At 58.4% G+C, this 22,875-nt stretch carries 21 protein-coding genes, 1 tRNA gene and 4 pseudogenes; 16 read left to right on the forward strand and 10 right to left on the reverse strand.

What is annotated here, in order from left to right:
* Nucleotides 1-185 precede the first annotated feature (185 nt).
* From B5526_RS03005 to B5526_RS03020, 4 genes are all read left to right on the forward strand, one after another.
* On the forward strand, nt 186-1,535 hold the full coding sequence (locus tag B5526_RS03005) for a polysaccharide biosynthesis/export family protein (RefSeq protein ID WP_079536751.1): 1,350 nt from the start codon (nt 186-188) through the stop codon (nt 1,533-1,535).
* A gap of 155 nt (nt 1,536-1,690) precedes the next feature.
* Complete coding sequence (locus B5526_RS03010; RefSeq protein WP_172841957.1) at nt 1,691-3,001, forward strand: O-antigen ligase family protein; 1,311 nt, start codon at nt 1,691-1,693, stop codon at nt 2,999-3,001.
* A gap of 14 nt (nt 3,002-3,015) precedes the next feature.
* Complete coding sequence (locus B5526_RS03015) at nt 3,016-4,419, forward strand: right-handed parallel beta-helix repeat-containing protein (protein ID WP_172841958.1); 1,404 nt, start codon at nt 3,016-3,018, stop codon at nt 4,417-4,419.
* A gap of 285 nt (nt 4,420-4,704) precedes the next feature.
* Nucleotides 4,705-6,180, forward strand: a complete 1,476-nt coding sequence (locus B5526_RS03020) for an exopolysaccharide biosynthesis polyprenyl glycosylphosphotransferase (RefSeq protein WP_079536756.1) — start codon at nt 4,705-4,707, stop codon at nt 6,178-6,180.
* Between the two features lie 456 nt (nt 6,181-6,636).
* Here the strand turns inward: B5526_RS03020 and B5526_RS03025 are convergent, their stop codons facing one another.
* Complete coding sequence (locus tag B5526_RS03025; RefSeq protein WP_079536758.1) at nt 6,637-7,632, reverse strand: aldo/keto reductase; 996 nt, start codon at nt 7,630-7,632, stop codon at nt 6,637-6,639.
* 128 nt (nt 7,633-7,760) lie between these two features.
* On the opposite strand from B5526_RS03025, the gene B5526_RS03030 reads away from it, so the two are divergent.
* The 4 genes and pseudogenes from B5526_RS03030 (at nt 7,761) to B5526_RS03045 (ending at nt 10,374) form a co-directional block, all read left to right on the forward strand.
* Nucleotides 7,761-8,663: a LysR family transcriptional regulator gene (locus B5526_RS03030; protein WP_079536760.1), complete on the forward strand. Its 903-nt coding sequence runs from the start codon at nt 7,761-7,763 to the stop codon at nt 8,661-8,663.
* A gap of 203 nt (nt 8,664-8,866) precedes the next feature.
* Nucleotides 8,867-9,148: pseudogene (locus B5526_RS03035) on the forward strand (tyrosine-type recombinase/integrase); the annotation flags it as partial.
* 683 nt (nt 9,149-9,831) lie between these two features.
* Nucleotides 9,832-10,026, forward strand: coding sequence for a hypothetical protein (locus tag B5526_RS03040; protein ID WP_079536762.1), 195 nt, complete (start codon nt 9,832-9,834; stop codon nt 10,024-10,026).
* A gap of 36 nt (nt 10,027-10,062) precedes the next feature.
* Entirely contained in the window at nt 10,063-10,374 is a 312-nt protein-coding gene (locus B5526_RS03045) for a hypothetical protein (RefSeq protein ID WP_079536763.1), read from the forward strand.
* 71 nt (nt 10,375-10,445) lie between these two features.
* Here B5526_RS03045 and B5526_RS03050 read toward each other — a convergent pair whose 3' ends face one another.
* The 4 genes from B5526_RS03050 to B5526_RS03065 form a co-directional block, all read right to left on the reverse strand.
* Complete coding sequence (locus B5526_RS03050; protein WP_079544644.1) at nt 10,446-10,703, reverse strand: hypothetical protein; 258 nt, start codon at nt 10,701-10,703, stop codon at nt 10,446-10,448.
* An 88-nt stretch (nt 10,704-10,791) separates the two neighbouring features.
* Nucleotides 10,792-11,034, reverse strand: coding sequence for a hypothetical protein (locus tag B5526_RS03055; RefSeq protein ID WP_079536765.1), 243 nt, complete (start codon nt 11,032-11,034; stop codon nt 10,792-10,794).
* Between the two features lie 356 nt (nt 11,035-11,390).
* A complete protein-coding gene (locus tag B5526_RS03060; RefSeq protein ID WP_079544645.1) occupies nt 11,391-12,551 on the reverse strand; it encodes an IS30 family transposase in 1,161 nt (386 codons plus the stop codon).
* Between the two features lie 437 nt (nt 12,552-12,988).
* A complete protein-coding gene (locus B5526_RS03065; RefSeq protein WP_154071100.1) occupies nt 12,989-13,180 on the reverse strand; it encodes a hypothetical protein in 192 nt (63 codons plus the stop codon).
* A 485-nt stretch (nt 13,181-13,665) separates the two neighbouring features.
* Between B5526_RS03065 and B5526_RS03070 the strand changes: the two genes are divergently transcribed.
* The 5 genes from B5526_RS03070 to B5526_RS38785 all read left to right on the forward strand — a co-directional run bounded on the left by B5526_RS03070 (nt 13,666) and on the right by B5526_RS38785 (nt 17,473).
* A complete protein-coding gene (locus B5526_RS03070) occupies nt 13,666-13,878 on the forward strand; it encodes a hypothetical protein (RefSeq protein WP_079536769.1) in 213 nt (70 codons plus the stop codon).
* Nucleotides 13,879-15,112: 1,234 nt separating this feature from the next.
* Nucleotides 15,113-15,274 carry a hypothetical protein gene (locus tag B5526_RS03075; RefSeq protein WP_154071101.1) on the forward strand — a complete coding sequence of 54 codons (162 nt, stop codon included), beginning with the start codon at nt 15,113-15,115 and terminating at the stop codon, nt 15,272-15,274.
* A gap of 288 nt (nt 15,275-15,562) precedes the next feature.
* On the forward strand, nt 15,563-15,925 hold the full coding sequence (locus tag B5526_RS03080; RefSeq protein WP_079536773.1) for a YciI family protein: 363 nt from the start codon (nt 15,563-15,565) through the stop codon (nt 15,923-15,925).
* 616 nt (nt 15,926-16,541) lie between these two features.
* The gene (locus B5526_RS03085) at nt 16,542-16,784 is read left to right on the forward strand and encodes a hypothetical protein (protein ID WP_079544646.1); all 243 of its coding nucleotides are present in this window, start codon (nt 16,542-16,544) and stop codon (nt 16,782-16,784) included.
* A 446-nt stretch (nt 16,785-17,230) separates the two neighbouring features.
* A complete protein-coding gene (locus tag B5526_RS38785) occupies nt 17,231-17,473 on the forward strand; it encodes a DNA-directed RNA polymerase subunit alpha C-terminal domain-containing protein (RefSeq protein WP_283807645.1) in 243 nt (80 codons plus the stop codon).
* A gap of 365 nt (nt 17,474-17,838) precedes the next feature.
* On the opposite strand, the gene B5526_RS03100 is transcribed toward B5526_RS38785, so the two are convergent.
* Complete coding sequence (locus tag B5526_RS03100) at nt 17,839-18,774, reverse strand: oxygenase MpaB family protein (protein ID WP_079544647.1); 936 nt, start codon at nt 18,772-18,774, stop codon at nt 17,839-17,841.
* A gap of 172 nt (nt 18,775-18,946) precedes the next feature.
* Here B5526_RS03100 and B5526_RS03105 point away from each other — a divergent pair.
* A pseudogene (locus B5526_RS03105) lies at nt 18,947-19,300 on the forward strand (transposase); the annotation flags it as partial.
* A gap of 13 nt (nt 19,301-19,313) precedes the next feature.
* Here the strand turns inward: B5526_RS03105 and glk are convergent.
* On the reverse strand, nt 19,314-20,267 hold the full coding sequence (gene glk / locus B5526_RS03110; protein WP_079536778.1) for a glucokinase: 954 nt from the start codon (nt 20,265-20,267) through the stop codon (nt 19,314-19,316).
* 736 nt (nt 20,268-21,003) lie between these two features.
* Nucleotides 21,004-21,807 (reverse strand): YiiX/YebB-like N1pC/P60 family cysteine hydrolase, encoded by an 804-nt coding sequence (locus tag B5526_RS03115; protein ID WP_079536780.1) that lies wholly within the window; start codon nt 21,805-21,807, stop codon nt 21,004-21,006.
* 248 nt (nt 21,808-22,055) lie between these two features.
* On the opposite strand from B5526_RS03115, the gene B5526_RS38350 reads away from it, so the two are divergent.
* Nucleotides 22,056-22,244, forward strand: coding sequence for a hypothetical protein (locus B5526_RS38350; protein WP_172841959.1), 189 nt, complete (start codon nt 22,056-22,058; stop codon nt 22,242-22,244).
* Between the two features lie 12 nt (nt 22,245-22,256).
* Here the strand turns inward: B5526_RS38350 and B5526_RS38790 are convergent.
* Nucleotides 22,257-22,432: pseudogene (locus B5526_RS38790) on the reverse strand (IS630 family transposase); the annotation flags it as partial.
* Between the two features lie 71 nt (nt 22,433-22,503).
* On the opposite strand from B5526_RS38790, the gene B5526_RS37365 reads away from it, so the two are divergent.
* A tRNA-Arg gene (locus tag B5526_RS37365) sits at nt 22,504-22,622 on the forward strand.
* A 39-nt stretch (nt 22,623-22,661) separates the two neighbouring features.
* On the opposite strand, the pseudogene B5526_RS39680 reads toward B5526_RS37365, so the two are convergent.
* Nucleotides 22,662-22,874, reverse strand: a pseudogene (locus B5526_RS39680) (putative quinol monooxygenase); the annotation flags it as partial.
* Between the last annotated feature and the right edge of the window lies 1 nt (nt 22,875).

The raw sequence follows: 22,875 nt of genomic DNA on the forward strand, positions 1-22,875 counted from the left end.
CATGGATTGCAACGGGGCGCATAAGGACTATCGGAAGCAGAACAAGGGTACTCCAACGGGAGTACTCCCGAGGAGCGCGACGATAGTCCCTGTTTTTCAGCATTGCAGCGCACGCAACGACTAGTCTCGACGCGAGCGGATGACGAGGCCGAACTCGGGTCAGGCCGACAACGCACGGAGCCGTCGTGGTGCACGATCAGGAGCTGATTTCGATAACCTCTGCAAACGCCCGCGTTGCGGCCGCATTTCGGCGCTTCTCGCAGGCGGCCTGTCTGGCTGCGTTGCTATTCCCCGCCACGCTGTCGGCCGAGGGCGTCGATAGCCATGCCTATCGGCTGGCCCCGGGCGACCGCATCACGGTGACGGTCTTCGGCCAGCCGGAACTGTCAGGCGACGTGCTCATCGATGACGCGGGCGCCATCACCATTCCTCTGACCGATCCCATCGAGGTCAAGGATGTAACGCTGCTCGAATGCCAGAAACGCATCGTCGACCGACTTGCCGACGGGATCCTGCGGAAGCCCTCGGTGAGCGTGCGCATCGCCGAATTGCGTCCGATTTCCGTGTTAGGCGACGTGCGCCTGCCGGGAGCCTACCCGTTCCGTTACGGCAGCACGATACAAAGCGCCGTGGCCCTCGCCGGAGGCTTTGGCCCCGGCGAATTGCTGCGTAACACTGCCGTTTCCGAATTCCTGTTAGCCGAGGAGCGCGTAAGTCAGCTGACCTTGCAAAAACGCACCCTGCTCGTGCGCAAGGCCCGTCTCGAGGCGCAGCGCGACGGACAGGACACCTTTTCACCGCCAGCCTTTTCCGACGCTGACGATGACAAGGACACCATCAAGATCGTGGCAAACGAAAGGGATATCTTCGCCACCCGAGGCGCGATCCTGCGAGATCAGATCGACTTGCTCCGTTCGGAAAAGCCGCATCTGCAGGAGCAAATCGAGGCCAATACCAAACAGGGCGACGCCGGAAAGAAGCAGCTTGACCTGATCCAGCAGCAAATCGAGCGCTACGAAAAGCTTTTCAAACAAGGACTGGGGACCCAGAACAACGACTTCCAGTACCGCGTCCTTGAGGCGAACCAGGAAGCCAGTGTCTGGAGGCTGCTGTCGGACATCTCGCGCCTGCAGATGCAATCGGGAGAACTCGACTTCAAGATCCAGGAGGTGGAAGCCGCATTCAAGCGACAGGTCGCGACGGAACTGCAGGAAACTCGCGACCGCCTCAACGAACTGGAAGTCACGCTGCCGGCGGCGATTAGAATTCGAGACGTCAAGCTGCAATACGCCGGCGGCGCGGCGGCTCAGGGCAGTAGGCATTTGATCAGCATCACACGCGCGCGGAGCGGTCACCCTGTTGTTCTCGACGCGAGCGAAACGACGCCGGTCGAACCTGGCGATGTCATCAACGTCCAAAGCGAGATGCCGCACGTCCTGCAGCACGACGAAGCCGCTGCCGGCCCGCTGACTTTGCAATCCTACAAGATGCAAGAGACCCAGTCTGGAGAAACGCTCAGCCCGATTTCCCGGTAGCGGCCGTCACTGCGAGCATGTCCTTCCGGCGGCCACCCATTTGGATTCCCTGTTTCCCTGGACGCCGTATGATCCGATCTCTCTCAGTTCCACATTCCACGAGCCTGGGCGACCGTTACATCCTGGCGCTCTCGTGCGTTCTGCTGGGATATGCGATGATCGGAAAGGGCTTTGCATATCTGGGATTGCCGCCTCTCTTTATCGGAGAGATAGCCCTCCTCGCCGGGTTTGTCGTCGTGTTGCGGACCGGCTGTCTCGTCGCTGCGCTGGCTACGCTGCCGAGCCTTGTCCTTGCAGCAACGATGATATGGGTACTGCTGCGCACACTGCCCTATGTAGGCGCATATGGCTTCGATGCGCTGCGCGACAGTGTAGTGATCATGTATGGGGGATTCGCGTTCGTCATTATCGCGCTGCTGCTGGAGGATGGCCGCCGCATCAATTCGATGCTTCGGTCTTTTGGAGCGTTTTTAAGCATCTACGGCCCGACAATTCCCTTTATATATGCGCTCCATCATTACATGGCGAATTACGTTCCAAACTGGCCCGGATACAACGTTCCCGTGCTCGAAATTCGATCGGGCGAGATCGCGGTGCATCTGACCGGAGCCGCCCTGTTCGTCCTCGTCGGGTTTCGCAAGGTATCGTCGCTCTGGATCCTCTTTGTGTTGGCCGGGATGATGATGGCGAGCGTTTCGAGCCGGGGCGCGCTGCTTGCCATTGTTCTTCCCATCATCTTTGCGGTGCTGGTGCTTGGCAAGCTGCGCGAACTGGCGCTTGTGATCGTGGTCGGACTGGCGATCTTCGCAACGGCTTATGCCGTCGAGACGACGTTCAGAGACCGCCGTGAAGCGCGAGCCTCCTCCGAGCGTTCGCTCAGCGCACAGCAGATCGTCGACAATGTCGTGAGCATCGTGGGCCAGGGAGGAGAGCAGACGGAGGGCACGAAGACATGGCGTCTCGAATGGTGGAACATCATTTTGGCGAACACTATGTTCGGCCCGAATTTCTGGACCGGACGTGGATTTGGTTTGAATCTCGCCGATGCCGACGGTTTCCGGGATGGAGATCATCCTGATCTTCCGGCGTTGCGGAGCCCGCATAACGTACACATGACAATGCTGGCGCGTGCCGGCGTTCCTGGGGCGGCGCTGTGGCTCGGCTTCCTTACCTCTTGGTTCGCCATGATGATGCACGCGATGCTGACCGCCCGTCGCCACGGGCAGACTGAATGGGCTGGTCTGTTCCTGTTCGCCAGTTGTTATGCCGCGTCCTTCGTCATTAATGCCAGCTTCGACGTCGCGCTCGAAGGACCCATGCAGGGCATTTGGTTTTGGTGTCTGATCGGATTCGGCATCGGCACGACGATGATCTACCGGTACATGCAGGATAACTGCTTATGGAAGGCCCGACTAGGTCGCCAGCTTCTGCCGGCCCGCGCGCGCCGAGGCCTGCCGCCTGCCTGACGGTGCTTCTGTGCTTGCTGGCCGCAACGTCGGTGCAGTCCGGCGTTCTCGACGAGCCCTGCCCCGCGGCGACGATCGCGATAGAGCCGGGCGCGTCGATTCAAGCTGCCGTCGATCGGTCCGGAGACGGTGCCGCATTTTGCCTGAAAAACGGGATCCACCGAATCCAGGCCGTCCGGCCCCGCCCGAATCAGCGCTTCTATGGGGAAGGCCGGACGATCCTGAACGGCAGCCGCCTGCTCATGCAGTTCGGCCGGGAAAACAACTATTGGGTCGCGCGCGGCCAGCGGCAGAACGGACAAAGACGCGGGGAATGCGCAAAGGAAGCGCCGGCTTGCAACTTGCCGGAAGGCCTGTTCATCGACGACATCCCGCTGGTTCAGGTGCTCGCCAAGGACGAGGTCGGGCCGGGGCGGTTCTACTTCGATCATGCCGCCGGAGACATCTACTTCGCGGACGACCCGGCTGGTCACAAGGTCGAAGCCACGGTAGCCGCATTCGCCTTCGAGAGCAGCGCGCCTGGCATCCTAGTCAAGAACATGACAATCGAAAAATACGCCAGTGTCGCCCAGAAAGGTGCGATCCAAGCCCAGCAAGCCGCCGGCTGGGTCGTCGAGAATTGCGAGTTGCGGCTGAACAGCGCCGCTGGGATCGCAGCTGGATCGGGCACCCGCGTACGCGACTGCAACATTCACCACAACGGCCAGATCGGTATCACGGGCGTCGGCCGGGACGTCCTGATTGAGCGCAACCGCATCTGGGAAAACAATACCCGCGAATTCCTGTCCAGTTGGGAAGCCGGCGGCGTCAAGTTGGCGGTCAGCGAAGGCGTCGTCCTGCGCGGCAACTACGTACATGACAACCGCGGCGCCGGCCTGTGGTGTGACATCGAATGCCGCGACGTCCTCTACGAGGACAATATCGCCGAACACAATCACGGCGCCGGGATCTTTCACGAGATCTCGTTTTCGGCGGTCATCCACAACAATATCGTCCGCCACAACGGGAGCGCCGAAAAAATCTGGTTCTGGGGCAACAACATCCTGGTTGCGGCGTCGCAGGATGTGGAGATCTACGACAACACGCTGACCGCGGACGCCGGTAAATGCGGCATCGTCCTGGTGGACCAGGGCCGGCGCATGAAATCAGGCGGGACATACAAGACGCGCAACAACAAAGTCTACGACAACGACACAATATTCGAAGGTGCAGCCTGCGCCGGTGCCGCATCCGACGTCAGACCGGGCGACGAAAACGCCTCCGTCATCGAAGACGGCAACAACCTGTTCGATCGTAACATCTATCGCGTCCCGCGCGGAAATACGCCCCTCCGGTTCGCGTGGGGACATGCGGTTTTCGGGTGGGAAGAACTGCACCGCGCGGGGATCGAGCAAAACGGCAGCCTGATCATTTACTGAGGGACAGAACACGCCCCACCGACCGGGCCCGCCACAGCGGCGATTTCGGGTTACCACCTAGTTGCAGTCGGGACTGCGGTACGGCGCGTATAAGAATCGGCGCGTACGGCAAGTTTCCGCAGTTGCCGCGCGGCGGACGCAGACAGGATTGCGGGCAGTCAACGGCGAGGAGCGCGCGGCGAGCGAACGCAGGCTCTGCGGAATTGCAGCCGAAGAGTTGCGGCAATCCCCTTGTCGGCCGGCAAGAGGCGCGTCCCGCGCGCATCGAACGGAGCAAGAGACAGCATGGCAGACGAAGGTCTGAACCTGCATCCGGCAGGCCCGGCGCGACTCCGCCGCCGCAGTCGACGAGACCGCGATTTCGGTCTCGTCTATCGGTACCGGAAACCTATCGTCGTGGCTTCGCTCGTCTGCGGCGATCTCGCCGCTGCGCTGGCCGCAATCTTGTGTACCCATTTGCTGATACGGATGACCGGACTCCCGTCGCCGGCGCCTCAGCGCGTCACCGCATCGTTTGTCGTCCTCGCCTTCTTCGTCGTCGGACTTTACACCGGATCCGGTCCGGGACCTTACGAGCGATTCCGGCTACGCTCCATCGGTATTGCGGGCTTGATCGCCATCTCGACCATTGCCACGCTGCCCGAACGAAACGTTATCGACTTCATGATCGTGCAATTCGCCAATGCGGCCTGCTTGCTGCTGATCGGCCATTATATCGAAGCCACGACCCGGGGTCTGCTGATCTATACCGACTTGTGGGGGGCCTCGACCGTTCTGGTCGGCGCGGCCGACCACTGCCAAAAGCTGGCACACCTCCTGGCGCGCAACCCCGAGCTTGGTCTGAAGCCAATCGGCTTGATCAGGACCGCCGATGCCAGCAATTCGAAGGGCGAACCATTCCCTATACCCGTGATCGGGACGACGACCGACTTCGGTAACATCCGGCCGCGGACCGAAATTGAAGTCGCAGTTTTCGCGACCACAAGCGAATTGGCGGCGGTCCCTCGCGATTGCCCTGCGTTCGCCCCCTCCTGCTGTTTCATGCTGCTTGAAGACATCCACTACATTCAGGGCCCCTGGGTACACGCGCGAACTATGGGCACAATGATCGGCGTCGAGATCAGACGCAACCTATGCTCTTGGCAGAGCCGGCTGCTGAAAAGGACGTTCGATATCCTGGTCGCTATTACTATCGCACTGTTAGTTCTGCCGGCCGTAGCCTTGGCGGCGCTAATGATTAAACTCGTTGACCAAGGACCGGCCTTTTACGTCCAGAAGCGCATCGGGCACAACGGGACGACCATAAAGGTGCTCAAGCTGCGGACGATGTATGCGGATAGCGAGCGGCTCCTTGAAGAGCATCTACGGCGCGACCCGCAAGCCCGCGCAGAGTGGCAGCGATTCTTCAAGCTCCGCCGCGATCCGCGGATTTTACCGATTGTCGGCAACTTTCTGCGTAGCTCCAGCGCGGACGAATTACCGCAACTCTGGAACGTAATCTGCGGCGATATGAGCCTAGTCGGCCCGCGGCCCCTACCCGCCTATCACGCCGAGCAGTTTGACGAGGAATTTCGGTTGCTCCGGATCGGTGTCATGCCGGGCATCACTGGACTATGGCAGGTTTCCTCTCGCAGCGACGGCGATCTGCAGATTCTGCGGGAACAGGACCTTTTCTACATCCGTAATTGGTCGCCTTGGCTTGATTTGTACATCCTGCTGCAGACCGTGCCGGCTGTTCTGGGTGCCAAAGGAGCTCGTTAGTTGTGCCGGAGACACCTCAGTGCGCGATGAAAGCGGTCGTTTTCTATCTCTTATTGCGGCGCGGTGGCGGGCATCCGTCGTGACCTACGAAGGGCTGCTGCACCGGGCCATAACGTTCAGAAGCATTTTGCGGGTCGGGTCCACTGCAGCGCGTTCAGAGCGCCGCTCACGATGGTTGTCTCTGGATTTTCCTTGACCTCTCGGTGCACGTATCGTGCATACGCGGCCATCTAACACATCGAAAAATTTGAACTCTCGCTCGAATCCATCATGAGCGAGTTTGGGATAGCTCAAGCTAATGAAAGCCAAGCTGATCAGCCTTTAGATGGCCTCAACGTCCGCTTTGCGCATAATCGGACGTTCTCTTAAGGGCGCGCTTTGGACCCATAGCGTACTTACTCGCATTTTCTCCTCCTCGATGGACAGGGCACGCTTCACTTCCGGACGCGCTCTCGCTCAGCGGCCGGTCGTTGCTTCGAGCCACTCGGGGTAGCGCGCGCCCTGGACCGTGATCGCGGACGCGGCGCGTTCGATCTCGGCGAGGTCGTCCCCCGTCAGCTCGACATTCGCCGCGCCAAGGTTCTCCTCGAGCCGGTGGAGCTTTGTGGTACCGGGGATCGGGACGATCCACGGCTTCTGTCCGAGGAGCCACGCGATGGCGATCTGCGCGGGAGTCGCGTTCTTCTTTTTCGCGATTCGGCCGAGCAGGTCGACGAGCACTTGATTGGCCTTCATTGCCTCCGGTGTGAAGCGCGGCAGAATGCTGCGAAAGTCGTTGCTGACGAGCTTAGTGTTCTCGTTCATCGTGCCGGTCAGGAAGCCCTTACCGAGTGGGCTGTAAGGCACGAAGCCGATGCCCAACTCCTCGCAGGCCTGCAGCACCCCGTTCTTCTCCGGCCCGCGCGTCCACAGCGAATATTCATTCTGAATCGCTGTGATTGGCTGGACCGCATGGGCGCGCCGGATGGTCTGCGCGCCAGGTTCGGATAAGCCGAAATGCTTGACCTTACCCTCCTGGATCAGATCCTTCACCGTACCCGCCACATGCTCGATCGGCACGTCGGGATCAACCCGGTGCTGATACAGCAGGTCGATGACGTCGACCTTAAGCCGCTTCAGCGACGCCTCAGCGACCTCGCGGATGTGCTCGGGCCGGCTGTCCAAGCCGATCTGCCTTCCCGTCTCGGGATCGAGCCTCCAGCCGAACTTGGTGGCGATCACCACCTGGTCGTGAAACGGCGCGAGCGCCTCGCCGACCAGCTCTTCGTTCGTGAACGGGCCATAGACCTCTGCGGTGTCGAAGAAGGTTACTCCGCGTTCGACCGCCCCGCGGATGAGATCGATAGCCTGCTGCTTGTCGAGGGCGTGGCCATAACTAAAGTTGACTCCCATGCATCCGAGGCCGATCGCGGACACTTCGAGCCTGCTTTTTCCAAGCTTGCGCTTCTTCATCGTTGTTTCTCCATTCTGTTAAGATCGTTCCGCAATCAGCCCTGAGCGACGTCAGTGGTGACTTAAGGGGATGGAGCTTGTGCGATTAGATGCTAGAACGCGCAAGGATCTATGAGTCGCATTCATAAATGCTTCGAGAAAATCTGAATGACGTCCTCGCTTTCCTCGCCGTCGCGAGGTATCGCAGCTTCACGCGGGCGGCGGCGAAGCTCGGTGTTTCGCAGTCGGCGCTGAGCCACACCATCCGCGGCCTCGAAGCTCGACTGGGGCTGCGACTTCTGGCACGAACCACACGGAGCGTCGCGCCCACCGAAGCGGGCGAACGCCTGCTCGGGGCACTTGGACCGCGTTTCGACGAGATCGAGGCCGAACTCGCCGGACTAAGCGAACTCCGGGACAAGCCTGCGGGCACCATCCGCATCACCAGCGGCGAGCACGCAGCGGAAGCCATCCTCTGGCCTGCACTGGCGAAGCTCTTGCCGCGCTATCCCGACATCAAGGTCGAGCTCAACATCGACTATGGCCTGACGGACATCGTCGCGGAGCGCTACGACGCCGGCGTTCGTCTCGGCGAGCAGGTAGCAAAGGACATGATTGCGGTGCGCATCGGTCCCGACTTTCGCATGGCGGTCGTCGGCGCACCTTCCTATTTCGCCAGACGCCCGAAGCCGAAGCACCCGCAGGACTTGACCGCGCACGACTGCATCAATATCCGCCTGCCGACCTATGGCAGCATCTACGCCTGGGAATTTGAAAAGCGAGGGCGTGCACTAAAGGTGCGCGTCGAAGGACAGCTGGTGTTCAACAACATCGCTCTGAGAGTGAATGCGGCACTGGCGGGATTGGGCCTGGCTTACTTGTCCGAAGACCAGGTGCGGGAGCACGTCGCCGAAGGCCGTCTCGTCCGGGTCCTCAGCGATTGGTGCCCGCCGTTTTCAGGCTATCACCTCTACTATCCAAGCCGCCGACAAGCTGCGCCAGCATTCGCTTTGCTGGTCGAAGCGTTGCGATACCGCGGTTCAAGTCGCTAACGTCCACTCATGGCACTTAGCTAAAGTCAGCGGTTTAGTGTACGTCCGCTTCGCGCCACAAGCGGTCGATCACGATGCTCGTTTGAATGAGAACATGAGTTGCTATCATAATGCGCTCACAACAGAGCGACGCGGAAGGGCGGTGAGGCGGAGGAACCGCTATGCCTGCTCGTCCTGTCAAAGATCGTTCTCGACCTTGGAACAGACGATTGCTCTTCCCCAGTCGGCTTCATGCGCGGCCTCACCTATCCACCCGACAATATGCCCGGCTCGTGCATCGTTGGGTCGAAAGCATCGGCTTGGAATCGGCCTCTTATGGTACGCATTCGATGCGGCGCACAAGGGCTACCCAGATCTATCGCAGGACTAGCAACCTGCGCGCTGTGCAGCTCCTCTTGGGCCATTCGAAGCTGGAAAGCACCGTCCGATATCTCGGAGTTGAAGTGGACGACGCTCTGAACATCGCGGAGCAAATCGAGCTTTAGTCATCAACCCGGGACGCTATCCGTCCCTTCCCACCGCATTTCTTACACGGCGCGGGATAGATCTTTCGGCCGGGCTGGACTGGCTGCTTGACCGGAGCGAATCCAGTGCCGTCGCATTCCGGACATTTGATCTCAGGCGGGTTCGGGAATGAGTGTTTCGCAGACGGCTTTTTCATTGCGACCTTTCAAAGAAAATCGTCGGCCGGAATATGATCGACCGACGGTTTTCCGACTGGGTCCGGGAAAATGTCCGGTGTTTTCAACCTAGCCGGACTTTACGCCTTCGCAACAAAAGTCGCTCATTAATATTGATACCTGCGCTGCGCGTTAAATCTGGAACCGGCAAGCAAGAGCCCACTCGCTTTCTCTCGAATAGCTGGAATTGGTAGGTAACTCGAATGTACCTAGCCGAAATTCCTCCTCCGTTTCGCCTCCAGGCTGTGTCGTCGTGCTCGCATTGTAGAGCGTGAACGCTGCATTCGGGAATTGTTTCCAGATGGCGCAAGTACCGAATGCGTTCGGCCCTTGCACGGGAGCCTTAGATCGAATGATCGCGCCGCGCCTCACGGGAGGTGATGCATCGCAACATGCACACCTTAGCAAGCGCAAGATGTTGCTGCGCCATCATGCCATCTCCTAACAGCCTCGAAATCCGTGTATGGTCTGTCTTCGGTGAGGTTGCCATGACATTCGCCATTCACGCATCGAAGAACGGCCAGAGCGTCGTGACTGTTCGTATCAACCCCGCTGTTGCTGTCAACAAAGCGCGCGTGCTGGAAAGCTTGGGCTGGCAAGTTCACGTTACCGATTCCGCTGGGCACCAGTTCGACCCTTCTGACTTCGATCGGCTTTCATCGCTTGCTGACGAAACGGCCTAGCCGCCTCGTAGGGTCGGGGCTGAAGGCGAAGGGAAAATGAGCGACCGGCTCTCACTCTCGATATTTACGATCGAAGTTGACGGCAAACCGACGCTCGCCTTTGAGGCCAAAAGATACTCCGAGGCGGAGGCTATCTGCGGAGACGAAGAGCTCAGAGCCAAGCTGAGTTTACTGAAGTCCGGCGACGTCACTATATGCGGCGACAACGCGCTTCTGGATGTACGGCTCGCCCGCCCCGATGAAGCAGCATTTTATAGGCAAGCGGCTGAAGCGTCACAATCGAACGACGATCTCCTGCTGGTCTACCTAGTTGAGTTGGATGGGCCGGAGGACCAGCAGACAGAGTGACAACATTTGCCAAGCACTGGCATAGGCGGGCACCACTTGATGCTAGAGAGACCGCCCTCGGGCTTTGTCTTTCAAAGCAACTTTGCGCGCACAAAGAACACTCGAAGCGCGTTTGTCGCCTGCACACTCATCATCGCATCTTCAGCTGCCGCCTCCAGGCCGACTTTTGCATCGTTGTGCTGTGATTGAAACTCCATCCATTCGACCGTGCTGAGACTGGTTATGAACCGATAAGCATCCCCGATCGTCTTGATCGCAACGGTCTCGCCGTTCAACTTAATTCGGAACGTCGCTTTCAGCGGTGTGTCAGAATGTGATACATCGTTCATCATATTTTCGTTTGTGCAATGGTACCGGCAAAGTCAATCCCAGCATCTTTTGCGCGACAGCTCCAGCCGCGGGCTCCGCGACCCGCCCTTACGCACCGAACGGCCGCGCGCATGGAATGAAGCGCCATCTCGCGATGGTCAGATGGAGCGTAACCTCCTCGTGCGCATAGAGGCTGTTCAACAGCATCTTCATGTCGGCCATGTTGCGCGTCGGCTGACGCGCATCGGGTAGCTGCTCAAGCGCGATCAAGGCAGTCGCGAGAGCCTCGCCGATAATGAACTCGTCGCGGCCCGTCACCGATCCCAAACCGGCAGTTTTTGGAGTACTCATGGCGCACGCCCTTTCGGCATTCTCTCGGGCACAGCAGTGAAGGGCCGTTCCCGATCGCCTGGCTTGGAAACCACAATCTTAGAAAGCTAACCTCGTCTTGCGGCGTTTCAAAGACGTCGGGAGGGCCACCGGACGTGCGAGGAGACCGTTCTACATTTGCACCTTGCTACCGAACAGCGTGCGACGGCGTGACGCCCATGGAGCGACCTGGCGTTTTGCCGCCATCGCCTAAGCCAGCCATCAATGTCCGCTATCGGGGTAACCCGGAAAACATATCCTCCCACTGAGTTCTTCTCAGTTTGGCACCTTTGAGACATGCCGCCCTTACGATGGATGTCGGCTTTCAGGGTGCCGGCTCAACCGGTCGACGCAACACAGGCGCTAAATCTCTCTGCTGGGGTTTCAAATTGCAAGGTCTCACGTGGTCGTTCGTTTAGCTGACGAGCCACTTTGTTCAGGTAGGCTTGTGAGTGCACCGACAAGTCGGTGCCCTTCGGAAAGTACTGTCTCAGCAGGCCATTGGTGTTCTCGTTCGACCCGCGCTGCCACGGGCTTTGCGGATCGCAAAAATATACGTCGATTTTGGTCGCCAACGTAAAGCGACGATGATCCGTAAGTTCCTTTCCCCGATCCCAGGTCAGGGACTTATACAGCTCCTTTGGTAGCTTCTTCGCCTGCTTGATGAGCGCGGTGACGACCGTTCGGGTGTCCTTACCGGCCACCTTGGCCAACATCACGTAGCGCGTATGACGCTCGACCAAGGTCGCGATGTAGCTGTTGTTCGGCCCGGACAGCAGATCGCCTTCCCAATGGCCAGGCACCGCTCGATCTTCAACCGCCGCCGGTCGCTGGCGGATTGAGACGATATCCTTGATATGCCCCCGTCTATCGCCATCCGGATCGACCGGCTTGGAGCGACGCATCGAGCGCTTCGATCGAAGATGACTAAGCAGCTCTTTCTTGAGCACGCCACGGGTTTGTACAAATAAGCTGCGGTAGATCGTCTCGTGTGACACCTGATTACACTCGTCTTCAGGATGCGTTCTCTTCAGCCAGCCGGCTATCTGCTCGGGTGACCAATCCAATCTGAGCTTCCCCGCGACAGCTCGCCGTAGCCGCGGACTGCTCGCCAATTTACAGCATTTTGGACGACGAGCTCGCGCCCAGGCATTCTCGTCCGCAAGCGTCGCTCGGTAGCGATCATAGCCGCCATTGCGGCTCATTTCCCGGCTCACCGTCGAGGGTGAGCGGCCAAGCAACTTGGCGATCGATCGGGCCGATCGATGTGCCGTAACACCTCTGGAAATCACCTCGCGTTCCGCGAGCGTCAATGCCAGCCTGGAGCGACGCCGCTCGGCAGGACGAATCCCACCATGCGGAGCCACCAAAAAATAGATCGACGATGACTGCTTACCAAAAGCGCGTCCGATCGCCTTTAGCGACTCCCCGCGCTTCCAGCGATCCCATAACTCCGTTTTCTCTGCCGCAGTAAACCCTCTATGAAATTTGTGAGCCATCAAACCACACTCCATCTCTCCTTTAAGATAAAGTGTTGCGTCAACCGGTTGAGACCACCGGGGTAAAGCGGAAGTAACGCGGACATCGCCAAAATGGCGCGATTGACCCGGTCTGCCGCCTGCTAGTGTCAAGGCGCAGACAATCCCATTCAATACCGCACGGTCTGGGATTGGATGACTTCGGCGGTCGGGTCAGATGCCAAGAACCGGTGTATCGCCATCGCGCCCGTTAGAGCCAGCATGAAAAGCGCAGCCACCAAAACAGAGTCCACGTAACGTGACTTGTCCGTTCGCATCGCAATCACTCCCGTTGGCTGGAAGTTCAGCACCGCAGGGCAGAATCTACACCCGTCACGTTTGATCACAAGAGCCTAGTTACGCGGCCTAGCTAGGTGACGCCGTGCTTGCGAAGGAAGATTCGACTGATTCCGACCGGATCATCGGGCAATAGCTACCTCGCCCGCCGGAATGGGCTTTGCTGTTTTATGCTCTGCTGCTTCGTTCGTGCGCAGAAGTTCTTCTGCATCATGGGCAGTCCGAAGCGCCACGGATTTCCGGTTAAATCTAATGAGCTTGGTTTGCCCATCGCAAACGATCCAGCCTTTTTCGACATGGATGATTGTGTACATCGCCATGATCCCCAAAATTTGACGCGATCATTTGGCTAACGCGGACAATTCTAGTTCACGCAAGTTAAGACAACCCGCGACCAAATGAATAAATCTGGTTTCATCTATCTTAATCGGATTGCAGAAATTCACACCCGGCGCGCCGGGGGCACTGCGCGCTCGCGCCGACGAGGTGATCGAGTAACCTGTTAAATTGCTGCAGTGCACGAGCCTCTTGTTGGCACGTTTGAGACATGCCGGCTGCGTCGACCGGTTGAGCCGGCAAGGGCAAAGCGGAAAACATATGCTCGTACTGAGTTCTTCTCAGTTTGGCCCAGGCTCAATGAGAGTGACAGTGAACCCTTCTCACGATGCATCTCCAATAAACAGATAGCGGGTAGTCGATGTGTCAAGGGCACTTCCCTTTCACGCAATAGCCGCACCGATGTAATGAAAGCCTGGGCAAACAAAGCGTAGAATGCGCTCCAATCTTAGGTAGGTAAGCCATGAAACAACAAATGAGTTGCCGCGATATGGAACTGCTCTATCGACGACGAGCCGTGTTTGACTGTGAGCATAGTTGGAAATGGCTTGGCGAAGCCGAGCGCTGGGGACACCTGGCACAGAAGGAGACCGCATCGCGCTTTAAAAAGATTGGGCCGATGGCGATGGGACCGAACACCATCCACGGCGATTTACGCGGTAAGCAGATGGGCTAACACCCTCTGAAGAATGAGCAACAACTCAGCTCAAGTGACCTAGCAGAATCCAACAGCGTAAAAGTCAAATGACACGCGAGGGAAGACGATTGCTGAAGCATCGAGGCTCTGTGAGATGTGAAGAGCTTGGCGGCTTCTATCGCGCTTCAAGAAGAATTTAAGGAACGGCGGAAAGACGGTGTGCGGTTGGCCGAGCATCAAGGCCGCTGCGTCCTTTGACTCACGCTTTTGACGTGGCTCACGAGGGCGATCCTCCCGCCTTAGACGGAAAGCAATGAAAGAGGTTCTTCGCGGGAGTGATAACGATCGCCCGCGGGCCTCCACGGCAGACCGGGCGGGCGCCCGCAGCTGGGAACGCTCTTCGGCGGTGTGCAGTCCAAGTAATTTAGCTGCTTGGTCGATGGAGCAGCGCGCCTTCACTTCAGCGAAGTCAAATGAATGACATGGCAATCGCCTTTCGAGGAACAACTGCCCCTAATCGTACCATGCGCCAGGAACACTTCGGGTACATGGGTATTGCGAGTCCAGCATGGAGTTTTAAAATGAAACAAGTGCTCGGAGTGAGTGTCGCTCTCCTGCTCTTCGGGAGCGGCGTGTGGGCAAACCTCAGCGTCGGCTCACTTTCTCAAAACACCGGCGCGTGGGTCTCGCATTCTCGTTGAACGCGGACCGAACCAGGAATGGCACACGCGCTTATCGCGCTGAACTAAGGCAGTGACGGTCTCTTGCGACGCGTAGAAGCGCACGCCGGGTGCGACAGGCGTGAAAGCTGCGAAGCTTGGCGTATCGCTCGATACGCGAGGGTAACTGAAAGCAAAGGTCGCGATAATTAGCAAGTAGTCTGCCACATTTGAATTGAACGGCTTTCTTTTTGATTTGCCGGAACAATCCACCGTATGCTCGGTTGTCATATGTTCCCGACCATCAGCGAGCCGTGATGACAAACAGAATGATCCCAACAAGTATGTTCGGCAGAATCGACAGGGCGATTAGTCCGCTAAGTCCTGCCAGAACCCGAATCAGACGCTTGGCCAACAGACGCAAAGTCCAAACCAGGGCGGCCAGCAGAGCAGCGGCCAACAAAGAGAGCCGCAACGCTGATGGAACCGAACTGCTCGCTTCGACTAGCAGTTTTGTTTAGCAGAGTTCTTTCGGCTCCCAATCCGCCTTCTTCGACACTTCCCATTCTTAGGCGCACGATGCCCTTCGGTCCATGCCCTCAGAGGAGGTAGCTATGGAACATCAATTTTTCATTCGCCAGCAAAACCTTAAGCTCTATCGCAGTCTTGTGGCTGCATCGGAAGCAGCGGCGGCGAAAGCTGACGCGCGGCAGGAGAAGCTTTTAAAGCTACTGGCAGAGGAAGTAGCGAACGAACCGCCGGCCAGAAAGCACTAAGGCGCTTGATGCCGGCATGAGTGGCTTCAACAGATTGTATTCGTGACGAAACTTGTGCTGAGCGCAAATCGCAGCGCGGTTTGTGGCTTGGGGTCAACGCCTTCGCCGCTTACGACTTGGACAGACCAATTGCTTTCGACCACCTCATCTGTGACGGGATAAATGCCGACGGCGGATACGTCCTCGCATCCGGGTAGGTGTGGATTTCCCTGAGAGCTATTTGCTTCAGTTCTTCTGTGGATATCAGCTGACGTACTCTGTTGAAACTCAACTCTAGAGAGGCAACAAATGACCTACTTCTTGTGCAAAATGATCTTGCCGCGCTCGGACTTCGTACAAACGATGACCGACGCCGAGAAAAACATCATGAAGGCTCACGGCGACTACCTTCAGAGCCTGGCCGAAGTTGGTTCGATCGTGTGTCACGGCCCTGTAGATGATCCCAAAGGTGGGTGGGGGCTGTCGATCTTTTCTGCAAGGGACCAAATGGAGGTTGAGCGTCTGACAGCCGCCGACCCGATAATTCTGGATGATGTCGGTGCGAGGTATGAAATTCTTCCGATGAAAAAACTTCGGATGAAGGGAGCGAGCCGAGCAAGCCGAGCGCCGTTGAAGTTCCCTACATGCGCGTCGTCGGTGAGCCGGCAGTAGATTCACTGCACAGTCGATGTCGCCCATTGGCAGATAGTGTTGCAAAAGTCTTTTTGCGGCATGTGACTCAAATTCTCCGAACCGTAGACGCGGCGATCGAATAAAAATGTGGGGGGACTACGCCGGCATGCGCGAAACTCACCGGCGATTCCGGTAACGGGTTTGAGGCTGCATTGATCCGCGATTGTCGCTTGCTTCGTCCTTTGGCGGGAAATCAGCCGCAGTGCCTTTTGAGACTTTTGCAACAAAATCGGCACTTAGCTGACATTAGGTTTTGGTCAATGTCCGCTTTGCGGCGGGCGGTCATACAATGTCTGGCAAGCTGAGACTGCTCCCACTAAAATGTTTGGCTCAACGAACGAGCCAGTGTGCTGCGCAGCGTCAGCGGAATGCGGCGTCAAGAGCAACACGACTGAAAAAAGCGTTCCAGCCATGGGTGATGGCTGAGACGCTTTGGGAGTTCCGCCGGATTTGGCAATCGCGCAGCTGATCGGTCGCCTCACCCCTCATCGTCCGGATGATGCCGCGCATAAAACATGATTTCGCGAGCGTAGTTTAGTTGCCATTCGGTACCGGCGGGAGGAAGCTCTCGGCTGTGGGCACAATGGAGAGCAGCATGAGCAAGGCAGGTCTCGGCAATCGCCACCGCAACAAGGATGGCGAAATCAGCGGCAAACACGGAAACACCCCCGTCCGCACGCTGCGCAAAATTTACGGACAGGGTTTTGCCGCCGGGTATCCGGAAACCGCGCAACTGAGTGAATTAATGCTGCAACTCAATGAGACTTCGCTAAGCCAACTCCGCCGCGACCACGAGACGCACCATTTAAAGCACAAGATCGCTCACGTATCGGAATAAAGGCGCCGACTTTTCGAACTGGAGCTGAAGGTGAAGGCACCAAAATGAACCAGGTGAATGCCAGGCACGAGATCATTCGCGAATGGCGTTCGCTTCCGAAGGAGCTGAGACAAACGGACGAACAAGCCGCAGCGTTCGCGATGCAGATAAAAGACAAATACAAATTCTCTAGCGACAGCGCTGACCGCTATCAAACCGTCAAAGATTGGTTGCTGCGTTACCTATCGATTACGCGCGGGCTGGAGCGAAATGCTGAAGGCGAAGGGAAAATGAGCGGCGACGAGAAAAGCACCGATCCCGGCCTCTCGGCTGCTGAGCGGAAAACTCTCAGAAGCCGCGAGGCAGAAGAAGCGGTCGCGGAGCATGAAAGCGCTCAGAAGGCATTTCATGAAAATCGGGAGCGGCTGCGGGAAGAACGTCTCAGGCGGGAGACAGCGGCGGGGCCGATACTTTATCCGGCCCCAGAGCTTCCAGACGACACCCCCGTCGAGAACGTCCGATTTGCTACCAGGATACGGAAGACACTCCATGCCGCTGGCATGAAGACGATTGGCGACGTGCGTGAAGTTTCCGACGCTGCGCTGCTTAGCCTTCCAGATTTCGGCAGCGGTTCGCTATCTTATCTTCGTGAGGCCCTTGGTCTCCCGTCAACCGATGGCGTACGTCCAAAGATCAAAAAGCCCACCTGATTTGCGGTGATTGCTAAGCCGCTCGGGGCGGCTTTCGCGGGCCACCTACCCGTGTTTGACCCCATGCGCGATAGCTGCTGTCGCAGGATCAGGGGCGGCAGTATGAGAGGCCTTTCCACTCGTCAGCGCCGCGTCCGAATAGATTTCGCCGGCGATGGTGATCAACGCTAGTATGAAGATGACGACCACAGCTCTCATGGTCGCTTTGTCGCGCGCGAATGCGGCAAACTCAGTCAAATACCTCGGCTAAAAACGGAAGTTTCGATTCGAGATGCCCCGCTATGACTCAAGGAGCCAATGGAGGGAAGCTGCTCTCTTCCGCAGGCTTACGTTGTCTGGTTTGCGATTCCATTCCGAGGCATTTTTTATTCCATCATCGGCCGGCCGATCCAAAGTCTGTTGAGCCAACGCACTGCCAAGTCGGGCCGCCTCTCGCCTTGCAAGCGCGCCAGGGCCTCTTGATAAGGGCCCACCGCTCGTATGCGTATTGGAAGCCGCGGATAGAGGCGTCGGATCAGCGCGAGCGCCAAATTCATGCTACGTTGTTCACATTCGCCGAAGACCAATCCGAATTCACCGCGTAGCCGCTCTGGCAGCAAGTGGGCCGTGAGCGCTAGATACCACTTCGGCGCACGCAATTTTGTCGCGCCCCCCGAGAAGATTTGCTCAGCAATTTCGCGGGCGGCGGGGCTGACAGTGAGCATATCCGACCGCAGCATCGCCTCATTGTAAGCAGTGAATGACGTCCAGCTTGATGGTAAATCGGCTGGCCGAATGCCGAATAACGCCGCGAACAGGCGGGCCTCGACCCAGTATTTCTCACGCTCGATATCCGTGAGCGCTGGCAAGACGAGATCATGAGTTAACACGGCAGTCTCTGCGAGCGTGGAGTGCACCCACCGTAGCGCCGAGACCTCGTTGGCGCGGTATTGAGAGCCCGCGGCGAAGCGGCCAACCGTCCCCGGCAATATTCCTGTCACCGCGGCGTGACGCCGATGCAGTCGCCGGGCCGCAGCCAGCGCCTGATCGCGCGTGCCAAACACCATCGTGAAAACAGTGTTGAACGTTTGGTGGAACCGGCCGATCGGATCAGCAAAGGTCCGGGAATGCTCGGCGATGGCAGCGGCAACCCAGGGGTGCGCTAACTGAAGCAACAAGGCGCGGCCGGCGCCAAGGAAGACGGCCGCCTCGCGGTCGACCCGCCAGGTCAGTGAAGCGGGACCGAAGACCCCCTCAATTGATCCGGCCGCCGCCTCGCAAACGGTGTCGAGACTGCTTTCAAAATCATCTTCAGACAACAACGGTATATCCTTGCGATCTGCAACCGGATGACCGGCCGACAAGTCCCGGATCCAAGTAAGAGCAGTATTTTTCCCTATTGTCATCGCTGGCGCGCCAACCGAGAAATACCTCTGCTCCATCGAGGTCGCCTGTGTCCTCCGGGCGTGCCCTTGGGACATTACCTGAATTTTGCCTTGCGCTCTTGATGGACCGATCAATGGCGAAAGCTTCAAGGCCTATATCGATCAGTTCCTCGTGCCGACGCTCAAGCCTGGCGACATTGTCATCATGGACAATCTCGGCAGCCACAAGGGCCAGGGGTGCGCCCGCTATTTGCTCTGTCGGCGCGAGGCTTCTCTTCCCGCCGCCCTACAGTCCTGACCTCAATCCTATCGAGCAGGTGTTCGCCAAGCTGAAACGCTGCTCCGAAAGGCCGCCGAGCGAACTGTCGAAGCAACCTGGCAGCGCATCGGAGCCCTGCTCAATTGCTTCACACCACAGGACTGCGCCAACCACATCCGGAACGCAGGATATGCTGCCACCTAAATGGAAAATGCGTCTAACCCGCCAACGGCAGATGAGCTAGGCCGAGGAGCGCCGGCGACTCTTCGAGGATGAGACAGGTCGGAATTTTGGCCAGCATGCCGGCGAAACGTCCCTTTCGTTCGAATCTTTCGCGGAACGGAGACGACGCGAACGCTTCCTTGAACTGCAGCAGTATCCCGCCGGCGATGTATATGCCGCCGGTGGCGCCGAACGTCAGTGCGAGGTCGCCGGCCGCCGACCCCAGGAATGCGCAGAAATGTGAGAACGCCCTCACACATTGGAGATCTGTCCCGCCGATGGCGTAACGAGTTACGTCGGCCGGCGTCAACGCCCGCGCGGCGGAGCCGTCGATTGTGCAGAGTGCTTCATAGAGATTGACGAGACCTGCGCCACTGAGCACGCGCTCGGCCGAGACATGGCTCCAGCGCTTCCGAAGGACCTCGATGATGGCGTCCTCCTCTTTGGACGCGCTCGGCAAGGTCACGTGCCCGCCCTCGCCCGCGACCATCACCCATTTTCGCCCGTCAGGTATCAAGGCGCTCACGCCCAGTCCCGTGCCGGGACCGATGATCCCGATCGGACCGGCGGCTTCCGGAGTTCTCGGCCCGACCGGAAACACGTCCGCGCCCGGCAGATGCGGTACCGCCATTGCCGTTGCGGCGAAATCATTGACAACCTTCAGCGAGCCCAGTCCAAGGCTTCGATGTAGATCGCTGATTGAAAATGACCAGCCCAGGTTCGTGAGCGTCACCTTGTCGCCGAACACCGGGCCCGCGACCGCAAGAGCGCCGTCGAGTCCGGACCGCAATGCAGGCGGCAGACCGTTGAGATAATCGGTCAGCGCGTCGTGAAGCGAGCCGAATCGGGCCACCTCCACATGCATGAGCTCACGATATTTGCCGCCCTCGGCGATCGCGAACCGTGCGTTCGTACCTCCGATGTCTCCGATGATGCGTCGGCCGCCCAATCGATCCCCTCCTTTTCGCTCTCGGTACCTGCAAAGCTTTCCCGGTGGCCCGCCTCTACCACGGACCGCGCGCTTCGGAGAAGCCCGGCGCCTTGCCGCGCGGGCCTTTTGCTCATAAAGCCGAGATGCTTTGTCGAGGAGGAATGCGGCGACGAAGTGATCGAGCGCGGTGTTCCGGTGGTTCACCCGACCGCAGCACCGGGCCGGGTGCACCACGTCAATCTAGCTGGTCCTTTCGGGATCCGTCCAATTGTAGGCCTCAAGAACTGTTAAACTCGCCTGCATGAAGGCAAGGTAACTTGTATGGGAAACTAAAAAACCAAGATCGATCAGTTCAAGCGCAGCCTCCCACGAACTCTGTCTCGGTACGGATCTCGCTCGCGCGCCCCCACGAATAACCAAAGGTCGGAAGCTGCGGCCGCGCTGCCGGCCCTTCGTTCCCGCTAGGATGTCGTCCGAGCAATGGATCAATAGTAGGTGTGGCTTAGACATATCAATCTCCAGACTTGTGGTCGACGAGACGGCGATCAATAACCAAGCGATTGAAGCCGTGAGCGCTGCACCGCGGCCGTTTCGTTCACCGGCCGTCGATCGGTGAGGCGACTGACAACGGCAGTGCGCTTGGGCTGCCGGGTTCACCATCGCGGCCTCGCTCGATCCAGGACAAAGTACTGATGCCCATATCTGAAACGGCGTGAGCGTTGCGCAACTCAGTGCCTCATCCGGGAAATTTGGGCTAGGCCACCTCCGCGATCGCGCCTTCGATTTCTGGAGCGAGCGTGACGTGTGCGGTGTGAGCCTGGGGAAGATCGGCCCAATGCATGTCTTTATAATTGAAGCCGCGCGCGAGCGTGGGCTTCACCACCATGAAGTAGGGCGAAATATCGAAGTCGCACGGCGCATAAAGTGACGAGTGACGGATCTCGGCGATTTCGCGCGGCGCCGTCTGACTCTCGACGCGCGTGATCTTAGGCAGGATCGGGTAACGCACGGCGTCGAATGCTTGCGCAATCAGCGAAGAACAGATGATGCGGCTGGCATCGCCGGAGCCGAGTGCGATCGTTCGGCGGTTCCAACGCTGCGTCACCGGCCATGGGAATAGATAGCGCATCAGGTCGATGACGTTCTTGAAATCGTAGCCGAGCCCAATGCGTTCGGAGGCGTAACGGCAGACCTTTTCGCAGTCCGCGTCGCTCAAGCCCACCGGCCGACAGATACGGGTTTGACAATGCAGATATTTCGACAACGGCGCCGACACGACACCTTCGTCGATATTAGCTTCGATCAGTACGTGGGGCTCGCCGTCGGTTGCGGTGCCGGCGATCGGCCCGACGTACAACGCGGAATGCGACCAGGTTGATTGAGTGAGATATTTGATGCTGCCGGAAATACGGCCTTTGCCCTCAACGAGCAAAACATCACCAGGTTGAAGGGTGTCGCGTAAGGCCGTCAAATCGTTAACAGTGAATGGCGCACGGTGGTTGGTCGGCTTCTGCAACCGGGCAATCAAACGTCCGGCACTGTCGAACATCCAGCCCATGACTCGTCCCTCACCTTTTTGGTGTTTTCCTGTATGGCAGTTCCAGACAGCTCTTCTGCCGTTCGGTCACCCACGTTACATCCCAAGCGTAATCATTGAGAGATGGAGTGGACCATTGCACGGAGGTTGATCCATCCGTTACATTTGGTTGAGACGAGCATACCTAGGTTTAGGGATCGGCCACCTGGGCCGTTGCGACTGATGGGAACGTCGCACCTCGTTCTGGTCCACACCCGAGGAGCAACAACATGACCCCACACATCCCCGAGGAATTTTCCACCAGGTTGATCGACTGGAGTCCCTTCGTGATCATGGGCAACGCGATGCCGCCCCGAGATCCTGATGAAGACGAAGAGGACGAAGAGGACGAGGACGAAGAGGACGAAGAGGACCGCGCCGACGAACCGCCGGTCGTGCGCGAGCCGGACGAAGACTAGAGCATGATGCTTTTAGGATTGGGCATAGCCTGAGTTTCGGAAATAGTTGGCGCATTCGGTGGGCGTAAATGCTCGGAGGATTTCGCCGATTGTGACGCAGATGGTTTCGGCCGAGCGCGCGGCGGCCTTGCGCAACAAGTGCTTGAACTTGGCGAAGACCTGTCGATCGGGTTCAGGTCCGGCGAGTGAACGGACGTCGCAGTCGCGACAGTTGATGTCTGCTTTTGGCGCGAAACGTACAAGCTGATGGACTCGCCGCGTGTCCGTTGTTGAGGGATCAACGGACCAATTTCAGATCCGGCCCCGAGGTCTGAAAATGACGTGTGACCCCAGACCACGAATCTGGGGTCCAGAGTTCGAATCTTTTCGGGCGCGCCAGTCTACGCCACGGCACGCTGTGGCAAGCTCGGCGTGAAGATCGAACGCGGCCTCGTCCTTCCACCGCGAGTGGATGTAGAACAGGTGAGGACCGCGCACCGAGCGGAAGGCGTGAATATTCAGGCAGCCAGCCTCCTCGCGGGACGCAGTGACCGATTCGCAAATGGCCTGCGCGAGCGCGGCTTCCTGGCCCTCCCGGGCGTGAAAGCGGGCGAAGACGAAAAGCTCCAAAGCTGTCTCCCAAGATAACAAG

This window comes from Bradyrhizobium lablabi, assembly GCF_900141755.1.
In the GTDB taxonomy this organism is placed as follows: Bacteria; Pseudomonadota; Alphaproteobacteria; order Rhizobiales; family Xanthobacteraceae; genus Bradyrhizobium; species Bradyrhizobium lablabi_A.